17 protein-coding genes and 3 pseudogenes are annotated in these 23083 nt (G+C 36.7%); 7 read left to right on the forward strand and 13 right to left on the reverse strand.

What is annotated here, in order from left to right; translation table 11 throughout:
• Window positions 1–159: 159 nt before the first annotated feature.
• From FTV50_RS12365 to FTV50_RS12385, 5 genes and pseudogenes are all read left to right on the forward strand, one after another.
• Window positions 160–831 (forward strand): annotated as a pseudogene (locus FTV50_RS12365) (copper resistance protein B); the annotation flags it as partial.
• A gap of 23 nt (window positions 832–854) precedes the next feature.
• Window positions 855–1076 carry a hypothetical protein gene (locus tag FTV50_RS12370; protein ID WP_058870629.1) on the forward strand — a complete coding sequence of 74 codons (222 nt, stop codon included), beginning with the start codon at window positions 855–857 and terminating at the stop codon, window positions 1074–1076.
• 66 nt (window positions 1077–1142) lie between these two features.
• A pseudogene (locus tag FTV50_RS12375) lies at window positions 1143–2218 on the forward strand (IS3 family transposase).
• Between the two features lie 505 nt (window positions 2219–2723).
• Window positions 2724–3194 (forward strand): TIR domain-containing protein, encoded by a 471-nt coding sequence (locus tag FTV50_RS12380; RefSeq protein WP_058951564.1) that lies wholly within the window; start codon window positions 2724–2726, stop codon window positions 3192–3194.
• 8 nt (window positions 3195–3202) lie between these two features.
• Window positions 3203–4069, forward strand: a complete 867-nt coding sequence (locus tag FTV50_RS12385) for a DUF4231 domain-containing protein (RefSeq protein ID WP_058952493.1) — start codon at window positions 3203–3205, stop codon at window positions 4067–4069.
• 7 nt (window positions 4070–4076) lie between these two features.
• On the opposite strand, the gene FTV50_RS12390 is transcribed toward FTV50_RS12385, so the two are convergent.
• The 10 genes and pseudogenes from FTV50_RS12390 to FTV50_RS12430 all read right to left on the reverse strand — a co-directional run bounded on the left by FTV50_RS12390 (window position 4077) and on the right by FTV50_RS12430 (window position 17315).
• A complete protein-coding gene (locus FTV50_RS12390) occupies window positions 4077–6647 on the reverse strand; it encodes a toll/interleukin-1 receptor domain-containing protein (protein WP_180024591.1) in 2571 nt (856 codons plus the stop codon).
• A 157-nt stretch (window positions 6648–6804) separates the two neighbouring features.
• A complete protein-coding gene (locus FTV50_RS12395; protein ID WP_180024592.1) occupies window positions 6805–7737 on the reverse strand; it encodes an IS5 family transposase in 933 nt (310 codons plus the stop codon).
• A 55-nt stretch (window positions 7738–7792) separates the two neighbouring features.
• Window positions 7793–7981 (reverse strand): annotated as a pseudogene (locus tag FTV50_RS16745) (site-specific integrase); the annotation flags it as partial.
• A 151-nt stretch (window positions 7982–8132) separates the two neighbouring features.
• Window positions 8133–8720, reverse strand: coding sequence for a single-stranded DNA-binding protein (ssb, locus tag FTV50_RS12400; protein ID WP_087554243.1), 588 nt, complete (start codon window positions 8718–8720; stop codon window positions 8133–8135).
• Window positions 8721–8791: 71 nt separating this feature from the next.
• Window positions 8792–9397 (reverse strand): hypothetical protein, encoded by a 606-nt coding sequence (locus FTV50_RS12405; RefSeq protein WP_228130655.1) that lies wholly within the window; start codon window positions 9395–9397, stop codon window positions 8792–8794.
• A 127-nt stretch (window positions 9398–9524) separates the two neighbouring features.
• The gene (locus FTV50_RS12410) at window positions 9525–11312 is read right to left on the reverse strand and encodes a site-specific integrase (protein WP_151838364.1); all 1788 of its coding nucleotides are present in this window, start codon (window positions 11310–11312) and stop codon (window positions 9525–9527) included.
• A gap of 12 nt (window positions 11313–11324) precedes the next feature.
• A complete protein-coding gene (locus FTV50_RS12415; protein WP_180024593.1) occupies window positions 11325–13391 on the reverse strand; it encodes a motility associated factor glycosyltransferase family protein in 2067 nt (688 codons plus the stop codon).
• Window positions 13384–14514, reverse strand: coding sequence for a tyrosine-type recombinase/integrase (locus FTV50_RS12420; protein WP_151838363.1), 1131 nt, complete (start codon window positions 14512–14514; stop codon window positions 13384–13386). Before FTV50_RS12420 ends, FTV50_RS12415 begins: the two co-directional genes overlap by 8 nt.
• A gap of 195 nt (window positions 14515–14709) precedes the next feature.
• Window positions 14710–16074, reverse strand: a complete 1365-nt coding sequence (locus FTV50_RS12425; protein ID WP_111884498.1) for an MFS transporter — start codon at window positions 16072–16074, stop codon at window positions 14710–14712.
• Window positions 16075–16229: 155 nt separating this feature from the next.
• Window positions 16230–17315 carry a DUF475 domain-containing protein gene (locus FTV50_RS12430; RefSeq protein WP_180024594.1) on the reverse strand — a complete coding sequence of 362 codons (1086 nt, stop codon included), beginning with the start codon at window positions 17313–17315 and terminating at the stop codon, window positions 16230–16232.
• A gap of 207 nt (window positions 17316–17522) precedes the next feature.
• On the opposite strand from FTV50_RS12430, the gene tenA reads away from it, so the two are divergent.
• Window positions 17523–18188 carry a thiaminase II gene (gene tenA, locus FTV50_RS12435; protein WP_078190526.1) on the forward strand — a complete coding sequence of 222 codons (666 nt, stop codon included), beginning with the start codon at window positions 17523–17525 and terminating at the stop codon, window positions 18186–18188.
• 111 nt (window positions 18189–18299) lie between these two features.
• Here tenA and FTV50_RS12440 read toward each other — a convergent pair whose 3' ends face one another.
• From FTV50_RS12440 to FTV50_RS12450, 3 genes are all read right to left on the reverse strand, one after another.
• Window positions 18300–19022 carry a hypothetical protein gene (locus tag FTV50_RS12440; RefSeq protein ID WP_180024595.1) on the reverse strand — a complete coding sequence of 241 codons (723 nt, stop codon included), beginning with the start codon at window positions 19020–19022 and terminating at the stop codon, window positions 18300–18302.
• 166 nt (window positions 19023–19188) lie between these two features.
• Window positions 19189–19527: a GlpM family protein gene (locus FTV50_RS12445; protein ID WP_078190528.1), complete on the reverse strand. Its 339-nt coding sequence runs from the start codon at window positions 19525–19527 to the stop codon at window positions 19189–19191.
• Between the two features lie 134 nt (window positions 19528–19661).
• Window positions 19662–20045: a hypothetical protein gene (locus tag FTV50_RS12450; protein ID WP_180024596.1), complete on the reverse strand. Its 384-nt coding sequence runs from the start codon at window positions 20043–20045 to the stop codon at window positions 19662–19664.
• Window positions 20046–20224: 179 nt separating this feature from the next.
• On the opposite strand from FTV50_RS12450, the gene uvrA reads away from it, so the two are divergent.
• Window positions 20225–23056 carry an excinuclease ABC subunit UvrA gene (uvrA, locus tag FTV50_RS12455; RefSeq protein ID WP_180024597.1) on the forward strand — a complete coding sequence of 944 codons (2832 nt, stop codon included), beginning with the start codon at window positions 20225–20227 and terminating at the stop codon, window positions 23054–23056.
• Window positions 23057–23083: the final 27 nt, after the last annotated feature.

Raw genomic sequence — 23083 nt, forward strand, 5'->3', positions numbered from 1 at the left:
AATACCAACGAACAGCCCAAAGAATGATTTCACCTTGAAAGTGCCGACCGTGGAAGGGATTCATCTGCTGTATCTCGAAATAAATAAGATATTTAGCTTATCATGTCAGCCTATTTGCAACAGTGCCATATTATTTTGACTGCAAGAAAGAGATCAGACGGATCTCACGATGATCATCTTAAAGAACATGGCGGACAAATTTATCAAGTAACAAGACTTGAAAATGCATGGATGGTTGATGAAGACGGTAAGGGCAACCTAGGAACAAAGCTTGAAACTTTGATTGGAACAGATGAAAATCGTCTATTTATTGAAGCCAATTCGGAAAAGTCAGAAAGTAATGATCCAAAATATGCTGTATCAGCACTTTATAGCCGTAACGTAGCCCCATTTTGGGATATACAAGCTGGTGTAAGATATAGCGAAGATAAAAATAGCAGCAACAGTGATCGAGTTGATGGGGTTATTGGTATATTAGGTCTAGCTCCTTATTTCTTTGAAACACAAGCATATCTTTATGGCGGTGAGAATAATTTTTGGGGAGCAAGTTTTGAATTAGAACGTGATTTGCTTTTAACTCAGAAACTTATTACTCAACCTTATATCGAAGCAGATGTAATATTTAGCGATGATTCTAACTATGCTGCAAAATCAGGTTTATCAGAACTAAAAACTGGTATCAAAACCCGATATGAGATTACTAAGCGAATTAAACCTTTCATTGATGTTGCTTACCAATTTGAAAAAGGACAGAAAGCCACTTCTATGCAAGAGGCAACAGAGTCTGAAAAGGGATGGAAATATGGTGCAGGCATCGAATTAGTTTTTTAAAATAGTATGATTTGGATTCATGAATGGTAGCTTCGGCTACTATTCATGAATTATTACTATTTATTTTCGAATCTGTAAAACTAAAAAAGCTTAATTTTTGGTCTATTTTTATGCAGTGGTTAAAAACATGCTTAAAATTATCACTTATGAGAGTTTTTGATATGCCAACTAAAAAACCAACATCTGAGCGTGATATCGCTAAAGCAGCTGCTTATATATTGCAAGAAAGCTTTTTTAAAGGGTAATCCCCCCTAAAAATAATAGGATCTAAAAGTAGAATTTTCTCTTAAGATACGAGCAGGAGATTCTGCATGAAAACATCTAAATTTACTGACAGTCAGATCATGTCCATCTTGAAACAGGCAGAATCTGGCACACCTGTAGCGACCCTTTGCCGTGAACACGGCATGAGTAATGCTACCTTTTATAAATGGCGTGCCAAATATGGTGGTATGGATACATCATTAATGGCTCGACTGAAAGAGCTAGAAGCCGAAAATACCAGACTTAAAAAGATGTATGCGGAAGAGCGATTAAAGGCCGAAATCATCCAGGAAGCGATGGCAAAAAAGTGGTAAAGCCATCTTGCCGGCGTAAGATGGCACAACAGGCAGTTGCCCAGCATGCCATTAGTATTCGTTTGGCTTGTAAAGCATTTGGCATTAGTGAAACCTGCTACCGCTATCAAGCCAAACTCAGCGATGACAATGCACTCATTGCTGAACAGCTCATTGAACTCACTGAGGAAAATTCCGATTGGGGCTTTGGTTTGTGCTTCTCGTATTTACGGCATGTTGAGAGTTGCTGCTGGAATCACAAGCGGGTTTACCGCATTTACTGTGAGTTGGCACTGAATCTGCGTATTAAACCGAGAAGAAGACTAAAACGGCATGCGCCTGAACCATTGAAAGAACCAATCCGAGAAAATCAGGTTTTGTCATTAGATTTTATGCATGATCAGCTTTCCGATGGTCGCAAGTTTCGATTATTGAATGTGATTGATGATTACCGCCGCGAAGGCCTAGCCATTGAAGCAGGGTTCTCATTGCCCACAATCAGGGTTATTCGTACGTTGAATCAATTGCTGGAGTGGAGAGAAAAACCGTAAGTGATCCGATGCGATAATGGTCCCGAATTTATCAGTCACGAATTTGTGCGCTGGGCTACTGAGCACGGTATTCGTATTGAATATATTCAACCGGGTAAGCCACAGCAGAATGCGTATATTGAACGCTATAATCGGACCATACGTTATAGTTGGCTGAGCAAGCATTTATTTGATACTTTGGATGAAGTACAAGATTATGCAACAAACTGGTTGTGGCATTACAACCATGAAAGACCACATCAAGCTAACAAAGGAAAGCCACCTCTAATGGCTGCTTAACCTCTACTTTTAACTTCGGTTATTTATGGGAGGATTACCACACAAGTGATAAATTTCAGATATTTTTAGATAAATCTAGATATTTCCAATCTAAAAAACACACTGGAAGTGAACAACAATCAGATTTGTAGAAGTTAGAAAAAGTGGGGCTCAGCGGACGCTTACACAAAATAAATTATATATGCACTTTTAACTTAACATTTTTAAAGTTTAAAAAAATAGCTCCTCTTATTTACAAAATAAAAGGAGCTATTTTACTGTTTAAGAAACTGAATTTAAATGAATTTAAAACAATAAACCTTTAAACAACTTAACAAATTACTTGGGTATATGATCTAGAACGGAAGCGTCCGCTGAGCCCCACTTTTTCTAACTCTTTTATGCACTTAATACAATAATGTTAATTTTTTTGTCGTCTTAATTCACTTTTAAAACTCTTAAACTATTTGTATGAAAATTTTGTTAAGATTTTAATCATTTTCTAATCATCAAGGCTCATAAAATTATGGGGTTACCTCGAACTTTTGTTAGCTTCAGTAGTACTGATATTCATTACTACAGATTAATGCAGGCATGGAAAGCCAATAAGCACATAAATTTTAATTTTACTGATTGCCAATTACATACTGCTATACAATCGGTAAATGAAGCTTATATAAAAAGATTATGCAGAGAACGTATCAATATGGCTGGTACATTAATTGTACTAGTAGGAAAAGATACTTATTTGAAAAATACATTTGTTAAGTGGGAAGTTGAAGTTGCCTTAGAAAAAAACTGCCGAATCATTGCTGTAAATTTAGATGGATCACGCCAATTAAATTTCTCTACTTGTCCAACTTTTTTACAAGATATTGGTGCAGTATTTGTTCCTTTTTCAGCAGAGATCGTAGCCTATGCTCTACAGTATTGGGTTAAGCAGCCAAGTGGAAACTGGTATTACCCAGATTCTATTTATCAACAACTTGGATATTGAGAGTGAGTATGAAAGAGGAAGACTTTCCAGGTTTATTTCTAGCCGCAGATAAAGTAGCGAAAAATTATCAAGATAAATTTAAACTTGTTTTAAAAACAAATTTAATTACTTTAGTAATAGCTGCAATTTTATCCTTCATTCCTATATCACATTGGATAATTCCTTTACTACAATTACTTGTACTATTAACCACTTTATTGTGTTCAATATACTTAGCCACTCAAAAACCGGAAAAAATTTGGTATTCTGGCAGAGCTCTTGCTGAATCAATTAAGACATTAACTTGGAGATATATTAGTAAAGCAGAACCATTTAATAATGAAGATAAAGAATCTAAAAGTGAGTTTATTAAAACTTTAAATCAAGCAGTCCAGCAAAATCGAGAAGTCTGTCAAAACTATTCAAATCATCTTGGTGATGAACAAATCACTAAAAAAATGATCGAAATGCGTTCAAAAGATCTAAAGACAAGACAACAAAATTATCACCTATATAGAATTAAAGACCAGAACGATTGGTATTCAGCAAAAGCAAAATATAATCAAGATAAATCAAATTTTTTCTTCATAATATTGATTATAATGAATAGTATCGCAGTCATATTAGCAGCTACAAAAATAGCTTTTGCTGATATTACACCGTGGCCTACCGATATTTTTATTGCAGCAGCAGCAAGCATTTTAACATGGATACAAGCTAAAAGATTTTCAGAACTGGCTGCTTCATATACTTTAGCTGCACATGAAATTAATATTATCAAGTCTCAAGCATTAGATGAAATGAACGAAGACGAATTTTCTGTATTTGTTGGTGATGCAGAAAATGCCTTTTCTCGCGAACACACTCAATGGGTAGCAAGAAAAGACATATACTAAATACTTACTAAGCTAAGCTTTTTTGCTTTTTTCCTATTATATTTTGTTGTTGAATAGGAAGGCGCAGTAATTGAGAAAGCTGTTGTTTTTCCTTATAGTCAGTTGGAAACATATATATATGTTGTACTATTAGTTCTTTAAGAATTCTAAAGCAAACTGGATTACTTCTTAATTGATCCGCTGTATTAGAAATTTTTGACATATCTAGCTTTTTATTAAAATGTAGATGAATGCACTGGTTTAATAAAATTAAAGCCGGTGTTTCATTTTCTTCTTTAATATTATCATAAACTTCTAAAGCTTCTTTCGATCCGATCGAAGCTGCTATTTTTCTTATTACTGCTTGCATAACATTATATGTTAAATGTGTATAAGCATTTTCAGCATACTTTTCTATTTCTTTATTTGAAAGACTAGGGTTTTCAGCTAATTGTTGTGAAATTAACTGAACTATTTCTTTTTTAGCAATATCAGTAACCTGAATAAAATATTGTAAAAACCTTAACCCTGATTTAATACTTTTTATTGCTAAATCATTTAATGCTCTTCTTTTTAATGAAGCGTGTCTATTTCTGATAATTTGGCCAGAAATTTCCATCCCTTTAAAAGCCTTATTAATATTCGCTAATATATCTTTAGAAACATCTACATAATTTGCTTCAAGTTTATTAATTTCATGATTACCTGATCTTTCAGCTAGATCCAAATTTTCATTATGTTTATCACGCTCACTTTGAACAACTCTTTGTTCAATTATTATTTCAGGAATTTGTTTCATAAACTCATCCATAAATTTAAGCTGGGATTTTTCTAAAGAAGCCTCCTCATTAAAATCAAATAGTGACTGCATTATATTATTTATTTTGTCAAGAACCCATGCATCTTTAGTATGATGTGTTATAAAAATAAGAATGTTTGCAAAGTCTTCACGATGCATATTATCTATTAAGTAATCCACTTTTACTTTAGCTTCTTCATCCTCTGAAAATGATTCAGCAATTTTCTTACCTACAAAAAAATAGAATATATATGGATATTTAAATCCTGTATAAATACCATTTTTCATTAATATTGAATGTCCTACTAATTTCTTAAGAATTATTTCTTTATCTATATTTAGAAATTCTTTTTGATAATAAGAAAAAAATTCTTCAAGTTCATAAGCATTTAAATCTGATTCTTTAACAAATATTCTCCATGCTAATTCTGTTAATACATTTAAATACTTATCATATTCTCTTTCATTTATTTTTGCATTCTCAAATGACTGGTAAATTAATTGTTGATAACAATGACCATGGGAAGATAGCTCTAAATTTAAGTTTTTATGAGCTTCAAACATTTGAAGCATCATTAATATATATATTGGCTTTGATGGAACAATATTTCTTTTAACAATAGTATTAAGTCGTTCTTTTAAATCATCACATCTTTCATATAAATCTTTTTCTTGAATAGTTTCTTCAATACCTAACGAAACCCATTTTTGAATTAGTTTTTCTCTTTTCTTATGCCCTAAGCCTAATATCTCTGCCTTTGTAAAATTTAAAAGAGGTGGTATATCATTAATCATTAATAAATATGAAATTTGAGATGTATAAATTTTCTTTATAAAAATTTTATTAAATTCACTTAAAAGTATATTGCGATATTTAGGATTTAAACCGATTTGATCAACATTATCTAATAATAAAATTGCTTTATTAGAATTAATATAATCATCAAAACTTAAATTGTTATATTGTTTTTTTAACTGTTTCTTAATTATTTCTTCCGTATTAGATTTTTTAATTTCCGCTGCACTTATATATAAAGGTAAAAAACCCTTAATAAGTTGATCTCTGTAATGATATTTTAGAAGTGATGATTTACCCTGTTGCTCTTCCGCTACAATTAATATTTCATCCCATTTTCTTAATACATCTCCTGAGTCATGATAAAATTTTAATTCATCCCCTATATTTTCATTTTTTATCTCTACATCAGGGGTAATAAAGATTTGATCTAATCCTATTTTTGTAACATTTCTATGGGTTAGAGTTATTTCAGTATCATTTAACCAATTTTCAATATCTGTAGTTATACCGATATTCTCTTCAGAATCTATAATTTTATTAGTTTTCATAATCTCGACTGGCTGAAAAGTAGTAATTACAGTATTAAGACCTTGCACTACATCCAACCAAGCCTCATCTGCATCATCCCATTTAGTAATAGGCTTTGCATCTGTTGGTAATGCTTGAAGCTCTGATAAATCAGAGTTCTTATTCCACATACTAGGTCTAAGAATTACTGGTATAAGTTGTGCTTTACCTTCCTTGTGCATTTTTAATGCGGTTTGTGCTTCTACTTCTATACAATAGTCTGAATCTAGAAAACTAGAACTAATTAAAAAAAGAATAATTGTGGAATTTTGTAAATTTTCTGATATTTCATTTTCCCAATTTGTGCCTGGTACTAATTTTCTATCGTTCCATTCTTCAATCAAACCAGTTCTTACTAAGGGAGATAAATGCTCTGTTAATGCATTCTTATGATCTTCATCTTTATGTGCATAACTAATAAAAATTTTAGCCACTAAACTACCCTCAACCCCATAAAAATATTGTTAAATTTTTCATCTATTCTATAGTATTTTTAGGCTTTGTTGCACAAACCTATCTGTAAAGGGTTTTTCAGCGATAGGCTTTTTGCACAAAGATTTGAAATGCAAAGCGCCCCTAATTGAGCTAAATTTAAGGCGTAACTTGGGTAAGTGGGCGACCTAATTCCGTAAATCTGTTAAGGACTGCTACACGTGCATGGATCTCATTCACTTGGCTATCAAAACTCCTTGCACTGAGTTTATCTCCTAATAATTTGATGCAATGCATCTTAGTTTCAACCAAACTTCGCCGATGATAGCCTGACCATTTTTTCCATAGTGTCCTGCCTAAACGTTTAATTGTTCGAAGTAATTCATTTCGCTCTAGCGAGCTACTCTTTGTATCTTTCCATGGTTTCGCATTTTTTCTAGGTGGAATCACCGCATGCGCTTGCCGATCTGCAATGACCTGACGGCATTGCTTGGTGTCATAAGCTCCATCGGTATAAACAGAGTTAATCTGCTCATCTTGTGGAATCTGATTAAGTAAATCACCAAGCACCTGTGAATCACTGACATTATTGGTTTTAAGCTGAACTGCTCGTATTTGTAGGGTTTTAGCATCTATACCAATATGAAGTTTACGCCATTGGCGACGATATTCAGATCCATGTTTCTTGCGTTTCCATTCGCCCTCACCTAGAAACTTCATGCCTGTAGAGTCCATGAGTAGATGCAGCCCATCACTACTTTTTTGGTAGCTGATTACAATATCAATATGCTTTTGTCTTCTACAAAGCGTGGTGTAATCTGGAGCTATCCAATTTAATCCGCAAAGTTTAATCAGACTTTGCACAAAGCCAGTGACCTTACGTAAAGACAGACGGAATAAAGATTTAATCATTAAGCAGCATTGGATGGCTGCGTCGGAGTAGGTTTGATTTCGCCCTTGTTTGCCTTTTGATGGCGCATACCATTGCGTAGCAGGATCAAACCAAATGGCAATATTTCCGCGATTCATGAGTGCTCGGTTATATGCGGGCCAATTGGTTGTGCGGTAGATTTTGTGTGCAGGCTTCTTCATTTGAAAATTATATCGCTGAAAAACCCTTTACAGATAGGTTTGTGCAACAAAGCCATTTATGAAAAATATGGTAAAGCAGTTCAATATCTTCAAGTACCGCAACAATTGTGTTAACCGAATGCCCTCTGTTTCTCAAATAAATCATCGTATAAAGATTTGGGTATGTTAGAGGGAGACCATTACTATCAATTAAGACAGCAAATCTTTCCCCACTATTCATGACAAATCTTTTAACTGAAAGCATAAATTTTACAAAAAGTCTAAGTATTAAATATATTAAATCATAATAAAAAAAAGTTTACAGAACTATTTTAGTATCTGTAAACTTTCTCTGTAACCTACTAAATATAAAGATAAATTTTATAAACTTTACAAAAATATATCTCTAGTGTGTCTCAGAACGGTAGATCGTCATCTAAGTCTGCTGGTGCTGGTGCTGGTGTCGGTGCAGGCTGTTGTTTCGGCGCAAAACCACCCGGGTTATTGTTGCCGTAGCTATTGCCTTGAGCCGGTTGATTATTACCATAACCACCTTGGTTGCCGTAGCCGCCTTGGTTTTGGTTATTATTATAACCACCTTGATTGTTGTTAAAACGTGGTTGATTAAATTCACCACCACCTTGACCTTGCTCACCTTGTTGACGAGCTGAATCTAGCATTTGCATTTGTTCGCCACGAATTTCTGTAGTGTAACGCTCTTGACCATTTTGATCCGTCCATTGACGGGTACGCAATGATCCCTCAATGTAAACTTTAGAACCTTTACGTAAAAATTGCTGAGCGATTTCGCCTAAACGGTTGTGCAACACAATACGATGCCATTCCGTTTGCTCTTTACGCTCACCAGTATTTTTATCTACCCAAGAATCACTAGTAGCTATTGAAAACTGTGTAAGTGAACCACCATTTGGGAAACTTTTGGTCTCAGGGTCTTTTCCTAAACTGCCAATCAGAATGACCTTGTTAACCGAACCTCTAGCCATGATAACCTCTTAATTTCAATACATTTAACACTTAACTGAACACACCATATTTATCGTGAAGCATAAGGCTATCAGTCTTCCTTAAAACTTCCTTTCATGGAAATGACTTTAGAACATTCTATCTCATTTTTCATTTTTTGAATTTGTTCTTTTGCAAACTCCATTTTCGGTTTTCCATGATGCTTTGCTTCAAAACTCTTTATTGTTTTATACAACTCTGGATGCCCTCTCCCTAAAAGTGGTGAATTCAATAAGAAAGCTAATATATACAAATTTAACTCTAAATCTTGTATTTGATTTTCATCATTCCGATGAGCTGTATTTTCAAAACTATTTTCTATTTCAACCATTTGAATCAAAAGTTGATTATTTTTCTCTTCAAGCTCTGTGATCCTCAATTTGAGCTCTTTATTTGTTTCAATTGATGTCTTTTTTTTACTGAAGTCATTTTTCGGCAGATTAGCAATCTTTGTATTTATCTCATCTATCAAAGTTCCATGGATAGGTTCTTTAGTAACAGCATTTTTTGCATATAACGTAGTTTTTCCTACTGGAGACCCATCTTCATATTTAGCATTGGCAATAATTTTAGCGTGAGTAATTTTTTTTTCACCATTAGCAACTAATTGGTTCAATGATTCTCTTACTGCTTTTTGGAATCTATCCTTACTATTCACCAAAAGTTATCTCTCTCTAAGACCTATCAGTTACTTCAAGTTATCTTTTATAGTATGCAACTATACTTTTTATTAACTGAAAATATATGCCTATTATAGCATTAAGTTGCTGCATGCCAGTTATTAGCTAAGATATGGTCTCTAATATTTTTTCGGCTTTTTTTAAAAAATTTTTTGAACTCTCAACAAGCTGTACATTTTTGCTTAATTCAACAACTTCTTGATGTAATTCAATTCTTTTTTCCCAATATGGTTTACGAGAATTATCTGTAGCAAAGTTCGGGCAATTCATACATATTGAGTCTTTTCTTTTAACAGGATCTAAACCTATCCCTTCAGTTCGACATAAAGCATTTTGCAAACTTGTATGATTTATAAAACAAAATCCATCAGCATGAGCTACCACACGTAAACCAGTATCTATTATGATTTCATCTATATGATCCGCAATACTCATAACATCAAGCAAGGTAGATTTCGCTTGAATAATGCGACTGTATCTTTCTAAAGTCTTACCCATTTTTCCTGCTACAACAATTTTCTTTTGAAAAGCTCTATTCAACAAATCAAAAGCTAAATCTTGCTCATTTTTCCCCATAAATTCCCAGACTTCTTCATCATCAGTATATTTCTGAGTAAAATTTAAACTATTATGTTTTAACATTAATCTTAATTCTTCAAGGTCACCAATTTCATACCTCCAAGTCCACAGCATCGAATATGCTCGCCTAAACATATGTGGTCTTATCTCAACTCTATTAAATTTCGCAGAATCTGCAAAATATCTTAAAACCACATACAAACCATTTGTCGAGAGATAGAAACTCTTTTTTCCTTGTCCATTTGCAGAATGACCAAAAGGCAATTTTAATAAAATAGTTTCTAATCCAGACTTTACTCTTGTGTATTTAGTTAATTCTAAGATCACGTTTAAAGCATCTTTAACTTCTTGAATGACTGCTCTTTCTGTTTTTTTCCCTGTGATTGTTTTTGCTGTTTTCATTTCTAAACCAACAAGAATATCAAGATCATTATTCAGCATATTGATAACATCATCCTCTCTTGTAAGAGACAATTCATGTTTTCTTTCAGCAAGTAAGATTAGTATTATTGTTATTGCTGCTCCATATAAGGCACGCACCTGCATTTGTACTTCACTAGTTTTAACCCCCATTAACTTATGAAACCGTACATTCAATGATGTATGAGCTACAGAAGTATCAGAATGCATTTCCATATATTTATCAAAAAGATGTAATATATTTTTAGACTCTTTTACTAATTTTAAAGCATGGTTTAGTAATCCAAATATTTCTTGAGGATACAATGTCGGCGTATGACCATTTTCAATTGAATAAGCTTTAGCTAAAGCTGTTACTTTTTTTGATTTAAATGGATTAAATGTAAAAGATTCACTCAAATATTCTCGATGAGTATAAGCATGTGAAATTACAATTAATTTATTCAAGACTGTACCTTCAGTCAGATTTTTTGAGGCAATATACTCTATAAAAGATGTTATATCTTCTTGTTTTACTTCAGATAAAGAAAAACATTTTCTTTCAAAACATAACCACTCATATAATTCTCGAATAGAACGACTAAAATTAGCTAAGGAAGTAGTGGTCTTACATTTATTGGTAGGGGCATTCATTATCCAATAAGCTAATTCCTTAGCAGCACTTTTCCAATAATCCCACCTATTAAAAATCCCAATGTATTGATTAGTATCAAAAATGTTCCAATTAACCGTATATTTTGAATTATCATCCGAATGAATATGAGGTTTTAACTTCCAAACATCATCTTCATAGTTATTTAATAACCAGGGTGTATGTCTTTGGACTAGTTCTTCATCCCTTTCAACAGCATTATTATTTTTTATAGAAAAAATGTGATCTCTAGACTGTTCCATTATAAATTTTCTTTAAGATAGTGGTGGAAGTTTAATTTGCTTAGCTAATTCCAAAGCATGTTTTTTATCTACCTCTAGCACCATGGCTATTAAGCTTTGAAACTTTACTAATCTTGGTATCCAATAATTTTCCCATCTTAGAAGATTGTCAAATTTTAACTCATCTTCAGCTTCTAGAATTGCCTGTTCCCACGCAATCCATTCTGCAATTACTTCATGATCTTTAAACCATATTCTTTTTGCTTCACAGTTGAGCCACTGATCAGCAGGCTCATCAAATTCTTTATTCTTTGTTTTATTCTTATGCTCCCTATCTCCATTTAAAGCGTTATCAACTAAGTAACGCTGGAACTCTTTTGATTTATTTAATAGGATTGAATTGGTATGGACACGTTCAGTATAAATTGCCGTAGTAGTAGAATGAGCATGATTCAATAATTTTTGAATTGAAAGTAGACTAGTTCCACTTAATCTTTCAATCAAAGCTATAGTTGGTCTAAAGTTTTTCCCCGTGCAATTCCCTTGTACTAAAGGAAAAATTGAAGGTGCTTCAGTTGCTAAATCTGCTAAAAATCTCTTAATAACATTAGTCACAGTTGATGGGTCTAATGTTCGAATATATTTATTATTATTAGGAGTAAATTGTAAGAATAGAGGGATATTTTTTTCAGTCAAAATAACTTTAATCTCCTCTCTATCATCCAAAGTCTTTAGAACATCCAACATTCTTTGAGCATGACTCCTACAACAAGAAATTAGTGGATCAGATTCATTTACATCTCTATATAAAGCGTTTCCTCTAAATTTTCCTAGATAAACGTTAACCTTCTCTTTGTTTGTACTTAATTTAAAACTATTTAGATAACAATAAAATGCTACAGAATCAACATTTGGAGCTAATTCTGGATGAGACAGCAACCCTACTATAAAAGGAGCTAAAGTATCAGGATGAGGGAAAAATGCAGCTCTAACTCGATTAGGTGTCCATTCTCTATATTTAAGGTAATCTACTATACCTTTTGGCCATTGAGTTGAATCAGGTAGAATACGTCCATAATGTACAAAAAGAACCGATAGAGCTAACTCGATACTTCGTGGGTCTCTCTCTTCAGAATTAAAATAATAATCTTTAAGTTCCTTAAATTTATTCTGTTCAACTAAAGACAGATTACTAATTGCTTTATTTAAAAGCTCCAAATCTCCAGTATATTTTTCAGCACCCTTAAATAAATTTTTAACTCTGCTAGTTTTCCAATTTATAGAACGAAAGAAGTCTTCCATACCTTTAGGCCAGCATTTGACTGCTGGAATATTGTTCCCAAATTTGGAATATAATATTTGAAGAGCCTCACTTAATGTTCGCTCAGGAATCTGAAAATCCCTATTAAAATCATGCACCTTACTTATTTTATCCAAGTTAAATTTATTTATATTATCAATAATTTCTTGTACTTTATCCCAATCTTTCTCCCATTTATGTATATCCTCGATAGCTTTAGCATGTATTAAATCAATTGAAGTTAAGCAATAACTTAAAGTCTTAGCTTCTAAAGAAGCTAACGAAAAAAAACTACTAATCTCTTCAATATCTAATTTATCGAAATTATCATCATTCTCTATATAATTCCGCGCTATATCAGCAAATGAAGGTATTGGCTTTTTTTCTATGTTCTCAAAATTTGGGGGAACAATAAAATCATCAATAATTTCTTTTGAAATTAAATAGTTAATAAAATTACATGCTATTGAATATTTTTGCCACTTAGTAGATAAAGTAATATCAGGATTAGCATCCAATTGATTCTTATAAAAGGTCATTGTTTTCTTATCAATTTTTGTTGAAAATTTAGAAACAATCATCAAAAAATATTTTAATATTAGGAACTGCTTGCTAGGTGCACGCCTGCCCTGAAGATAAGACTTAATTCCCGAAACTATTTCATAAAAATTATCTAATGTACTCAAGCCACTAAGATCATAGTATTTATTTCCAACTTTTATTTCTGCTTTTGGAAAATCTACAATTGGGTCACTTTTAGATTTTTTTAGAAAAATAGGGCTACGTTGTAACTTACTCATCGATACCCTCTCCCTCTAAATGAAGACGAGCTGTGTAAATATCGAGAGTAGATTCATGCTTATGTCTCGTAAGTAATTTCACGACTTGCTGAGGATTACTAATATGATCCGCTTTTGAAAAACCTTTTGATTGGTTGGTAGCAAAACGATGTCTTAATCCATGTGTCCATACATGTTGGTCTTCTGCGAGCTCTCCACTCTTCACGACCTGATGCCAAGCTGACTTAATTTGATTTGAAAGCGTTCGTGGATGAAGCGCTTGACCAGTTTTTAAGGAAAGAAATATTTCTTTAGCTGGATCGTATATTTCTTTTTCTAAAGATGCTTTTTGTCTAAATTTTTTGATAATCTCCTGTCTTTCAAAATCTATATAGTCTCGGGTTCTTTTCAATAAATCAGAATTAACAGGAATTGAATTTCGCTTCCCCCCCTTCGTCACAATTAAATAAATATAAAGATTTTCCTCATCTATCCTACTTCTTTCTATTCTCTCTCTAGTAGGGATTTGATCAATGTTTAAGGAACAAATCTCATGAGCACGTAGTCCAGCCTTTAGCGCCCAATCCACCATTAAACTAAAACGAGTTTCGAGCCTATTAGATTTGAAATGATTTACTGCTAATACTTTACAAATCCATTCTTCTTTAGGTGCAAGCTTAAGTGGAGACTTTTTCTTAGCAAAATGCTTAATCAATGGGTGAGTAACAGAATCTTCATCTGAAATTATTTGGATTTTGAAAGAAGAAGTAGGACCAATTAAATTTTTACAGTACCCGTTATCTTCACACCAAACTAAAAAATGAATAACAGTAGTTAAAATTTGTGAAATATAAACAGGGGAATTCTGATTTCTCTCTAGTATTTGATATGCATATGCTTCTAACCAAACATCATTAATATGATCAAAGGATGCTTCTGGATTTTCAACTTCGAGTTGAGAGAAAAAATCACATAAGTGTTTACTATACGTATGAAGTGTATTTTCACTCCACACTATCCTATGTGAAAGAAAATATTTTAGAACAAGACGATTGAGAATATGATGTATATTTAAAATTACAGGAAATTTCTTATAAGTAGTCTTACCAAGTGTTACTTCAGCTAACTTATCAATATATGCCATATATACACCTTCTCTTCTCCTATCGAACTACTTTGCTAGAGTATGTTCTATAGGAAATAGTATAAATGAATACATAGCATTCTTATAGTAAAATGTTAGAGTAAAAGATTAATGAGTAATAATGACCTTATTTACACCACGCATCAGACGTATTCTTCCTATTTGTTTCTATTATTTACTTTATAAGAGTTATGGTTAAATGGCTACCTCTTTCCCTAACAAGTGCGTTAAATGTTGTCGCGCAGATTCATCCATCTGCTGCTTATCCACTTTTACATAAGCCACTTGTTGGTCAGACATCACCACAACTTCTTCAATACCACGAATTGCTAAAAGCTGAGAAGTCCATTCATCCGTTTCTTTATCTTCAGGCAAACTGAAAACCATAGACGATAAATAACGCGGCTGAGCCAACCCAAAACTAATGATCAACCATAAAATGGCTAGCCCTGTCAGGATGCCCCATCCCATTGCCGTATCATTTAGCAACAGAAGTTGCCCACCAATCATACCACCAAAAAATGCCCCCAGAAACTGACTGCTGGCGTTCACCCCCATGGCAGTCGCTTTGGATTGAATTGGAGCTGCTTTCGATAACCATGACGGTAATAATGCTTCCATCACATTAAATGCAATAAAGAATAAACCTAAGCCTGTCAGCAAAATATATTTTGATTCGAAACCAAAAATTAAGATGCCCAATCCTAAAATAATGCCACCAATGGCGGTCAAGAAAATGCCACGCATTTTGCGATATTTTTCCGCCAAAATAATACTTGGAAATGCAAAAAACAGGCTCACGACCAAAAGCGGCAAATACACCAGACCATGTGAATGTAATGGAATATTGGCAAAGTCAATCAACTGAGACGGCACATAGATAAACATCGCTGTGAGCAGTAAATGCAATGAAAAGACTGAAACATGTAAACGATTTAGATCAGGCATTTTCAGTACTTGCTTTAACTGCGTCAGATAACCTTGTTGAAAATTTTTATGATGACGCGTTACTTTCGGTACCAATAGCAACATCGCAATCGCGGCAAGTCCCATGATGGTGGTCACCCAAAATAAACCCGAGATGCCGACTAAACCTGTGAGCCAAGGCCCAAGGCTGAACGCGACCACAAAGGACAAACCGATACTCATCCCCATCATCGCCATAGCTTTTGTACGCTGTTCTTCACGTGTGACATCGGCTAACAAGGCCATCACCACCGCTGACACAGCGCCACCACCGGCTATCGCACGCCCGATAATTACGCCATAGATACTATCGGACATTGCAGCAATTGCACCGCCTAAAGCAAACAACAGCAGCCCGATCACCACCAACGGTTTACGGCTATAACGGTCTGCAATCAAACTAAACGGAATCTGTAAAATTGCTTGGGTCAAGCCATAGACACCCACCGCTAAACCAATGAGTGCCGGTGTTGCCCCTGCATATTGCTGACCTGCCACAGAGAAAACAGGAATAATCATGAACAGCCCCAGCATACGTAAGGCGAAAATACTACTCAAAGCAAAAGTTGAGCGTCGTTCAAGAGCATTCATCATAGCTGGTTAAAAATTCATTAATCTTGGAATGGGATTATAGGACATTCAGCTTAAAGCGAAGCAGGATTTTTATTGATTTTAAATATCCTGATGATTGGACAAATAAAAAGCGCAGCTGACGCTGCGCTTTTTGGGAGATTTTAGGCAAATTTAAATTAGCCTAGATTTTCTTGACGCTTTTTATATTGAATTGAGGCAATCACAGCCCAAACAATAAATGCCACACCAATTAGACCCGTTACCACTTCAGGGACATGAAGACCTGTGCCACTCGCCAACATAATGAAGGCCAAAGCACCAATCGCATAATGCGCACCATGTTCAAGGAAGATATAAGCATCTAAGGTGCCTTTATCCACTAAGTAAATGGTCATTGAACGCACGAACATAGCACCAATAGCAAGACCGAGCATAATGATTACCACATCAGAGGTAATCGCAAATGCACCAATCACACCATCAAAACTGAATGAGGCATCGAGTACTTCAAGGTAAAGGAAACCACCAAAACCTGCTTTGATCACGCCCGTCGGTACGCCATTTGCGTCATGTCCAACCGCATTACCGTTTTCATCGACTTCAGGTTCGCCACCCAATAAATGACTCAGTACTTGGACACCGATATATACCACGATCCCCCAAATACCCGCCATCACTACCGCTAAACGAGAAGCTTCAGCCACGTTTGCTGCCATTACCAATAACGCAATTAGGGCAATAAACACGGACATCGCAGGAACGTTTGCAAGATTAGCTAAACGGCGCTCTAACCAACGGAACCAATGGGTATCTTTCCCTTCATCTAAGAAGAAGTTCAGGAACACCAATAATAAGAAAGCACCACCAAAGGCCGCAATTTCTGCATGATGGGCCATCAATTTAGCTGAATACTGAATTGGATCATTCAACGCCAATTGCACCACTTCCATTGCACCCATGTCTGCAGTAACAGCCACGATCACAATTGGGAAAATCAGACGCATACCAAAGACAGCAATCACGATCCCGACGGTTAAGAAAATCATTTTCCAAAAATGATCCCAACCACGGAGTACAGATGCATTGACAACGGCATTGTCAAAAGACAAAGACACTTCCATCACCGCTAAAATGGCAGTGATGGTCAGTGCTGTCAGCATGGCTTGCACGCCTGCATTTGGGCCATGATTCAGCCCCCAATATGCAGAAATAGCAAGACACACGATCGTAAAGACGATTGAGAAACCAAAATGTTTCATCATGATAGATCGACCTATTCATTCAATAAGATTTCAAAATGAGGGAATACCCAGTTTGAAGCTAAGTTTATGGCGCAATTATGCCGCTTTTCAGGATTGAAACCAAAAATTATTCGTTACATTTTGAATAAACACTCTAAGATGGAGTCTCTCAATTACATCGCATCATGGTGTAGACCCGTCTTTCATTTTTAACGACAGGAATGTTCAATGCGTTTTTCTGAAGAAGTTTGGCAACGTAATACCGCGTTATATCAGCAGATACTCCATCTACCGTTTAATCAGGAATTGGCTCAGGGCAGCTTAAGCCGCGACGCCTTTTGTCACTATGTCATTCAGGATGCCCATTATTTATTGGCCTATGGTCGTGCACTTGCAGTGTGTGCAGCCAAGGCATTTGATGCCGACGATGTGATTCAGTTTTCTGAAGCGGCAAAAATTGCCATCGTGGTGGAACGCAGTCTGCACAATGACTTTATGCAAGGTTTCAACATCAGCAAAGAACAGTTTGAAAATACCCCACTGACCCTTGCCTGCCATCATTACACTTCATTTCTAACAGCGACAGCATGGTCAGAAAGTTACCCTGTGGTCCTTGCCTCACTCCTGCCTTGCTTTTGGATCTATGCGGAAGTCGGCAAAGCCATTGTAAGCCAATCTGTGCCAAATAACCCTTACCAAGCATGGATCGACACCTACTCAGGTGAAGACTTCAATACTGCTGTACAAAACGTGATTCAAACCATTGATCGAGTGGCAGCCCGCTGCGATGCAGATACACTTGAAAAAATGCATGCGGCTTATACGAACGGCGCAAAATTAGAATGGATGTTCTGGGACAGCGCGTATCAACAGCGGACATGGCCCGTTGAATAAACCTTTGATTAAATTGTATAAAAATTTAAGGATCTAAAATTACTTTTAGATCCTTTTTTTAATACGGTTGGATTTGGTGTTTAGAATGACCTTGCAAGATCATTCAGTGTATTAGCGTTTAAAACGATACCATCCGAGGAAAATCCCCATCGCGATAATCACCAAAAAAATCGCAAAACGTGCTTCACGCAATTCACTGCGCGCTGCTTTGCGTTCCTGCATTTCTTCTGAATGAAATTGTGATTTGATCATCGGATCAAGTTGAGCAATGGCCAATAAATCTTTGGGCTTTTCACCTTTACCTAAAATCAGATACAGCCCTTTCACCTGCATTTCATTGAGTTTACCCAGTTCAATATTCAGTTGAGTTGCTTGTGCATTATAGTCAGGCACCCAATCTTCGACGCGGGCATATACATGGGCACGACTGGTATCAAAGATTGATGCATCCTGCACTTTCTTGCCCGTTTGATCTTCCAGTTGCTCACTCAAATCGGAAAATTGGGACAGTACATAGTCTTTTTTCTGTGCCAACTGCACGCCGTCAAAAGCATACTCTTGTATTTTTTGTGCAGGATTATTTTTCAATAATAAGCCTTGGGGAACGACTTTAAAGTCCAATACGGTATTGTCAGGGACTTGGTTGGTTTGTAGCACCATATATACCACAGACCATAGCTGTTCATTTTGCGCGACCGCAGGCACGCTCACGCTATAACGCTGCTCGGCTACCGGGTCAATAAACTGTTCAAACGCGAGGATTTGACTGTCTTCAGCCCACAGGATTTGGCTTGAAAACATGAGGCAGATGATCACCCAAAATTGTTTTAACATTATTTGCTCTTATCATGATTATTTGCTGTTCTGTCAGAATTATAATTAAATATTCAAATACTTACATTTAAAATCACACATTTAACGATTGGAAATTCATCATAATTTTAGCCAAATCTATAGTTTTATAAATGATCTGAATCAGTACCGATATTGGCTTTGCTGCTTACTGAAAACTCTGCCATGCATAAATTAAAACAGCCGCAGCAAGTACCCAACTCAACGTTGCTACACTCAAACATGCCGTTAAACTCATACGTGTTGCGAGCAGGTACACCATCAACAAATAAATGAAATATGGGATGAGAGACCAGAGTCCAAACAGTGCTGTTTTTTGTAATGCGGCTGCACCCTGATCATTTGCAACAATGACATGAGCAATCAACGCAAAAGTCGGAAACAATGGAACCAAACCTGCAATATAAAACGCCTTACTTTTAGACAGCAAAGCAATTAATACCACAACAAAGGCACCCATTAAGCTTTTGAGAAATAAGGACAACATGGCATTCTAAAGTTTCGAGAAAACTGCATTTTACGCCTTTTCTGCGATAGTGCTGAGGTTTTCCAATGGATTGTTATGCGCATGACACAGGAGATTTAAACGATGAACTCAAAACAGTCACAGCGCTTTTATATTTATGCACCTTTACACCATAGGCTAGATGTAAAGCGCGCCTTTTGTTGCTCAGCCATTTGCTTAAACTGCGCTTGAACTTTTAAATCTTCAGCGCTCATCAAATGTTGATTGTTTTCGACAATCGCCAAAACCAAATCAAACTGTTGAGGAATTTTTTCGCAAGCCAGCTGCTTTTTTTCAGCTTCTGTTTTGGCTTGACCTAATTTCGCAATATACAGATCAATTTTTTCACTTTCGGTATTCAGCGCCAAAGTTGCTTGTTCTAAGCTGTCATATTTTTGCGCTTTCGGTGTGTGGTTCGGGGTACATGCACTCAAAAACATACTACACATCAATAAACCCATCACACCTAATGTTGGATTGAGATGAAGTTGCCATTTCATGTTAAAAGTCCTAGATTGCTGATTTGCAGATGTTTTAGGGCATCGGCACAGACAGCTATATTTTGATTCGGCCATTTTTCTCACAAAGTCACGCATAAATCTAGGTTTAAATTACACTTGAACATTTTTCATGCGCTATCATATATAGGTTTTTCGATGAATATTTTAGGACCCCTTGCATGAGCCAAAGCCATATCCGTATTCGAGGCGCACGTACCCATAACTTAAAAAATGTGTCACTCGATATTCCACGCGACAAGTTTGTGGTCATTACGGGTCTTTCTGGTTCAGGGAAGTCCTCTTTGGCTTTTGATACCTTGTATGCTGAAGGTCAACGTCGCTATGTTGAGTCCTTATCTGCCTATGCACGCCAATTCCTTTCGCAAATGGAAAAGCCCGAAGTTGACTCGATTGAAGGCTTGAGTCCTGCGATTGCCATCGAACAAAAATCAACGAGCCACAACCCACGCTCAACAGTGGGAACAATCACCGAAATTTACGACTATTTACGTCTACTCTATGCCCGTGTCGGCACGCCGTATTGTCCTGAACATGACCTCCCGATGGTGGCTCAGACTGTGTCTGAAATGGTCGATACCGTCAAAGGTCTAGAAGAAGGCACGGCGCTTATGTTGCTTGCCCCTGTGGTCCGTGACCGTAAGGGTGAATACACCAACTTATTTGAACAATTACAAGGTCAGGGTTTTGTCCGTGCGCGTGTCGATGGTGAAGTTATTGATATCGATACACCACCCGAATTAGACAAAAAGAAAAAGCACACCATTGAAGTGGTGGTCGACCGTTTTAAAGTACGTGATGATCTTGGCAACCGGATTGCAGAAAGTTTTGAAACGGCTTTACGCATGGGCGGTGATATTGCCATTTTGTCTTGGATGAAAGGCGAACAAGAAGACCGTGTCTTCTCTGCGAAACACTCCTGCCCTGAATGTGAACGTGCCGTAGGTGAACTCGAACCGCGTCTATTTTCCTTCAACAATCCATTCGGTGCCTGCCCTGTTTGTGATGGTTTAGGCACACGCAGCCATTTTAGTGCTGACAAATTGATTCCCAATAATGAAGTTTCGATTAGCCAAGGGGCGATTCGCGGTTGGGACCGTCAACGTCCGTATTACTATAGCATGATCCAAAAAGTGGCAGATCATTTTGGTTATTCTTTAGACACACCGTGGAATGAACTCGATGCCGACACCAAAAAGAAATTCCTTTATGGTACAGGCAAGGAAAAAGTTGACCTCAGCTATATTGATGAGCGTGGTCGTTCGCACAAACGTGTACAAGCGTTTGAAGGGATTTTGCCGCACTTAGAACGTCGCTACCGTGAAACGGAGTCGAACTATGTACGTGAAGATTTAGCACAGTATTTGTCAAATGCCGCATGTGATGCTTGCGGTGGCTCACGTCTCAATGAAATTTCACGCCATGTCCGAGTTAAAGATAAAACCATCGCGCAAATCACCAAGATGTCGATTGGCGATGCTGAAAGCTATTATCAAGACCTCAACTTAAGCGGTGCCAAAGGCGAAATTGCCGACAAGATTTTCAAAGAAATCCGTGAACGTTTGCACTTCCTAGTCTCTGTCGGTTTGAACTATTTAAGTTTATCGCGTTCGGCAGAAACACTGTCGGGTGGTGAAGCTCAGCGTATTCGTTTGGCTTCGCAAATTGGCGCGGGTCTGATGGGCGTGATGTATGTCCTCGATGAACCGTCAATTGGTCTACATCAGCGTGATAATGACCGCTTGCTTGAAACCTTAGTTCGCCTACGTGACCTTGGTAATACCGTGCTCGTCGTTGAGCATGATGAAGATGCTATTCGAGCGGCCGACCATATTATTGATATTGGCCCGGGTGCAGGTGTGCATGGCGGTCATGTCATTGCCGAAGGAACTTATGATGAAATTTTGGCAAACCCTGACTCACTGACAGGTCAGTATTTATCAGGCAAGTTAAAAATCGAAGTTCCAAAACAACGTGTACAGCCACCCAAACCTGAAGAACAAATCAAGTTAATGGGCGCTGCGGGTCATAACCTAAAAAATGTCGACCTGACCATTCCTTTAGGGGTAATGACCTGTGTAACGGGTGTGTCGGGTTCAGGTAAATCGACCCTGATTAACCGGACATTATTGCCACTTGCAGCAACTCAATTGAACGGTGCAACCACACTGACTGCGGAAAAATTTGACTCGATTGATGGCTTACAGTTCCTCGATAAAGTCGTCGATATTGACCAAAGCCCAATTGGTCGTACACCACGTTCAAACCCTGCAACTTACACCGGTTTGTTTACCCCAATTCGTGAACTGTTTGCGCAAACACCTGAAGCTAAGGCTCGTGGTTATGCCGCAGGTCGTTTCTCATTTAATGTGAAAGGTGGTCGCTGTGAAGCCTGCGAAGGTGACGGCATGATTAAAGTCGCAATGCATTTCTTACCTGATATGTACGTACCTTGTGATGCCTGCCACGGCAAGCGCTATAACCGTGAAACTTTAGAAGTTGGCTATAAAGGTCGTAACATTTCTGATGTGTTAGAAATGACAGTTGAAGATGCAATGCATTTCTTCGATGCCATTCCTGTGATTCACCGTCGTTTGGAAACCTTGAACCAAGTAGGCTTGGGCTATATCCGTTTGGGTCAGTCTGCAACCACACTTTCAGGTGGTGAAGCGCAGCGTGTGAAATTGGCACGTGAGTTGGCGAAACGTGATACAGGCAAAACCTTGTACGTGCTTGATGAACCGACGACAGGTCTACACTTCCATGATATTGCCAAATTGCTCGACATCCTGCATGAGCTACGTAATAAGGGCAATACCATCGTGGTAATTGAGCATAACTTGGATGTGATTAAAACTGCCGATTGGATTGTGGACTTAGGCCCTGAAGGTGGTGCAGGTGGCGGTATGATTATTGCTGAAGGTACACCTGAGCAGGTGGCTAAGAATAAAGTGTCGCATACAGCAAAGTTTTTAAAGCCGATGTTGAAATGAGATTCACTTTCCTTTAAGTGCATGATA

Origin of the sequence: Acinetobacter sp. YH1901134 (assembly GCF_013416965.1) — a bacterium.
Lineage (GTDB): Bacteria > Pseudomonadota > Gammaproteobacteria > Pseudomonadales > Moraxellaceae > Acinetobacter > Acinetobacter amyesii.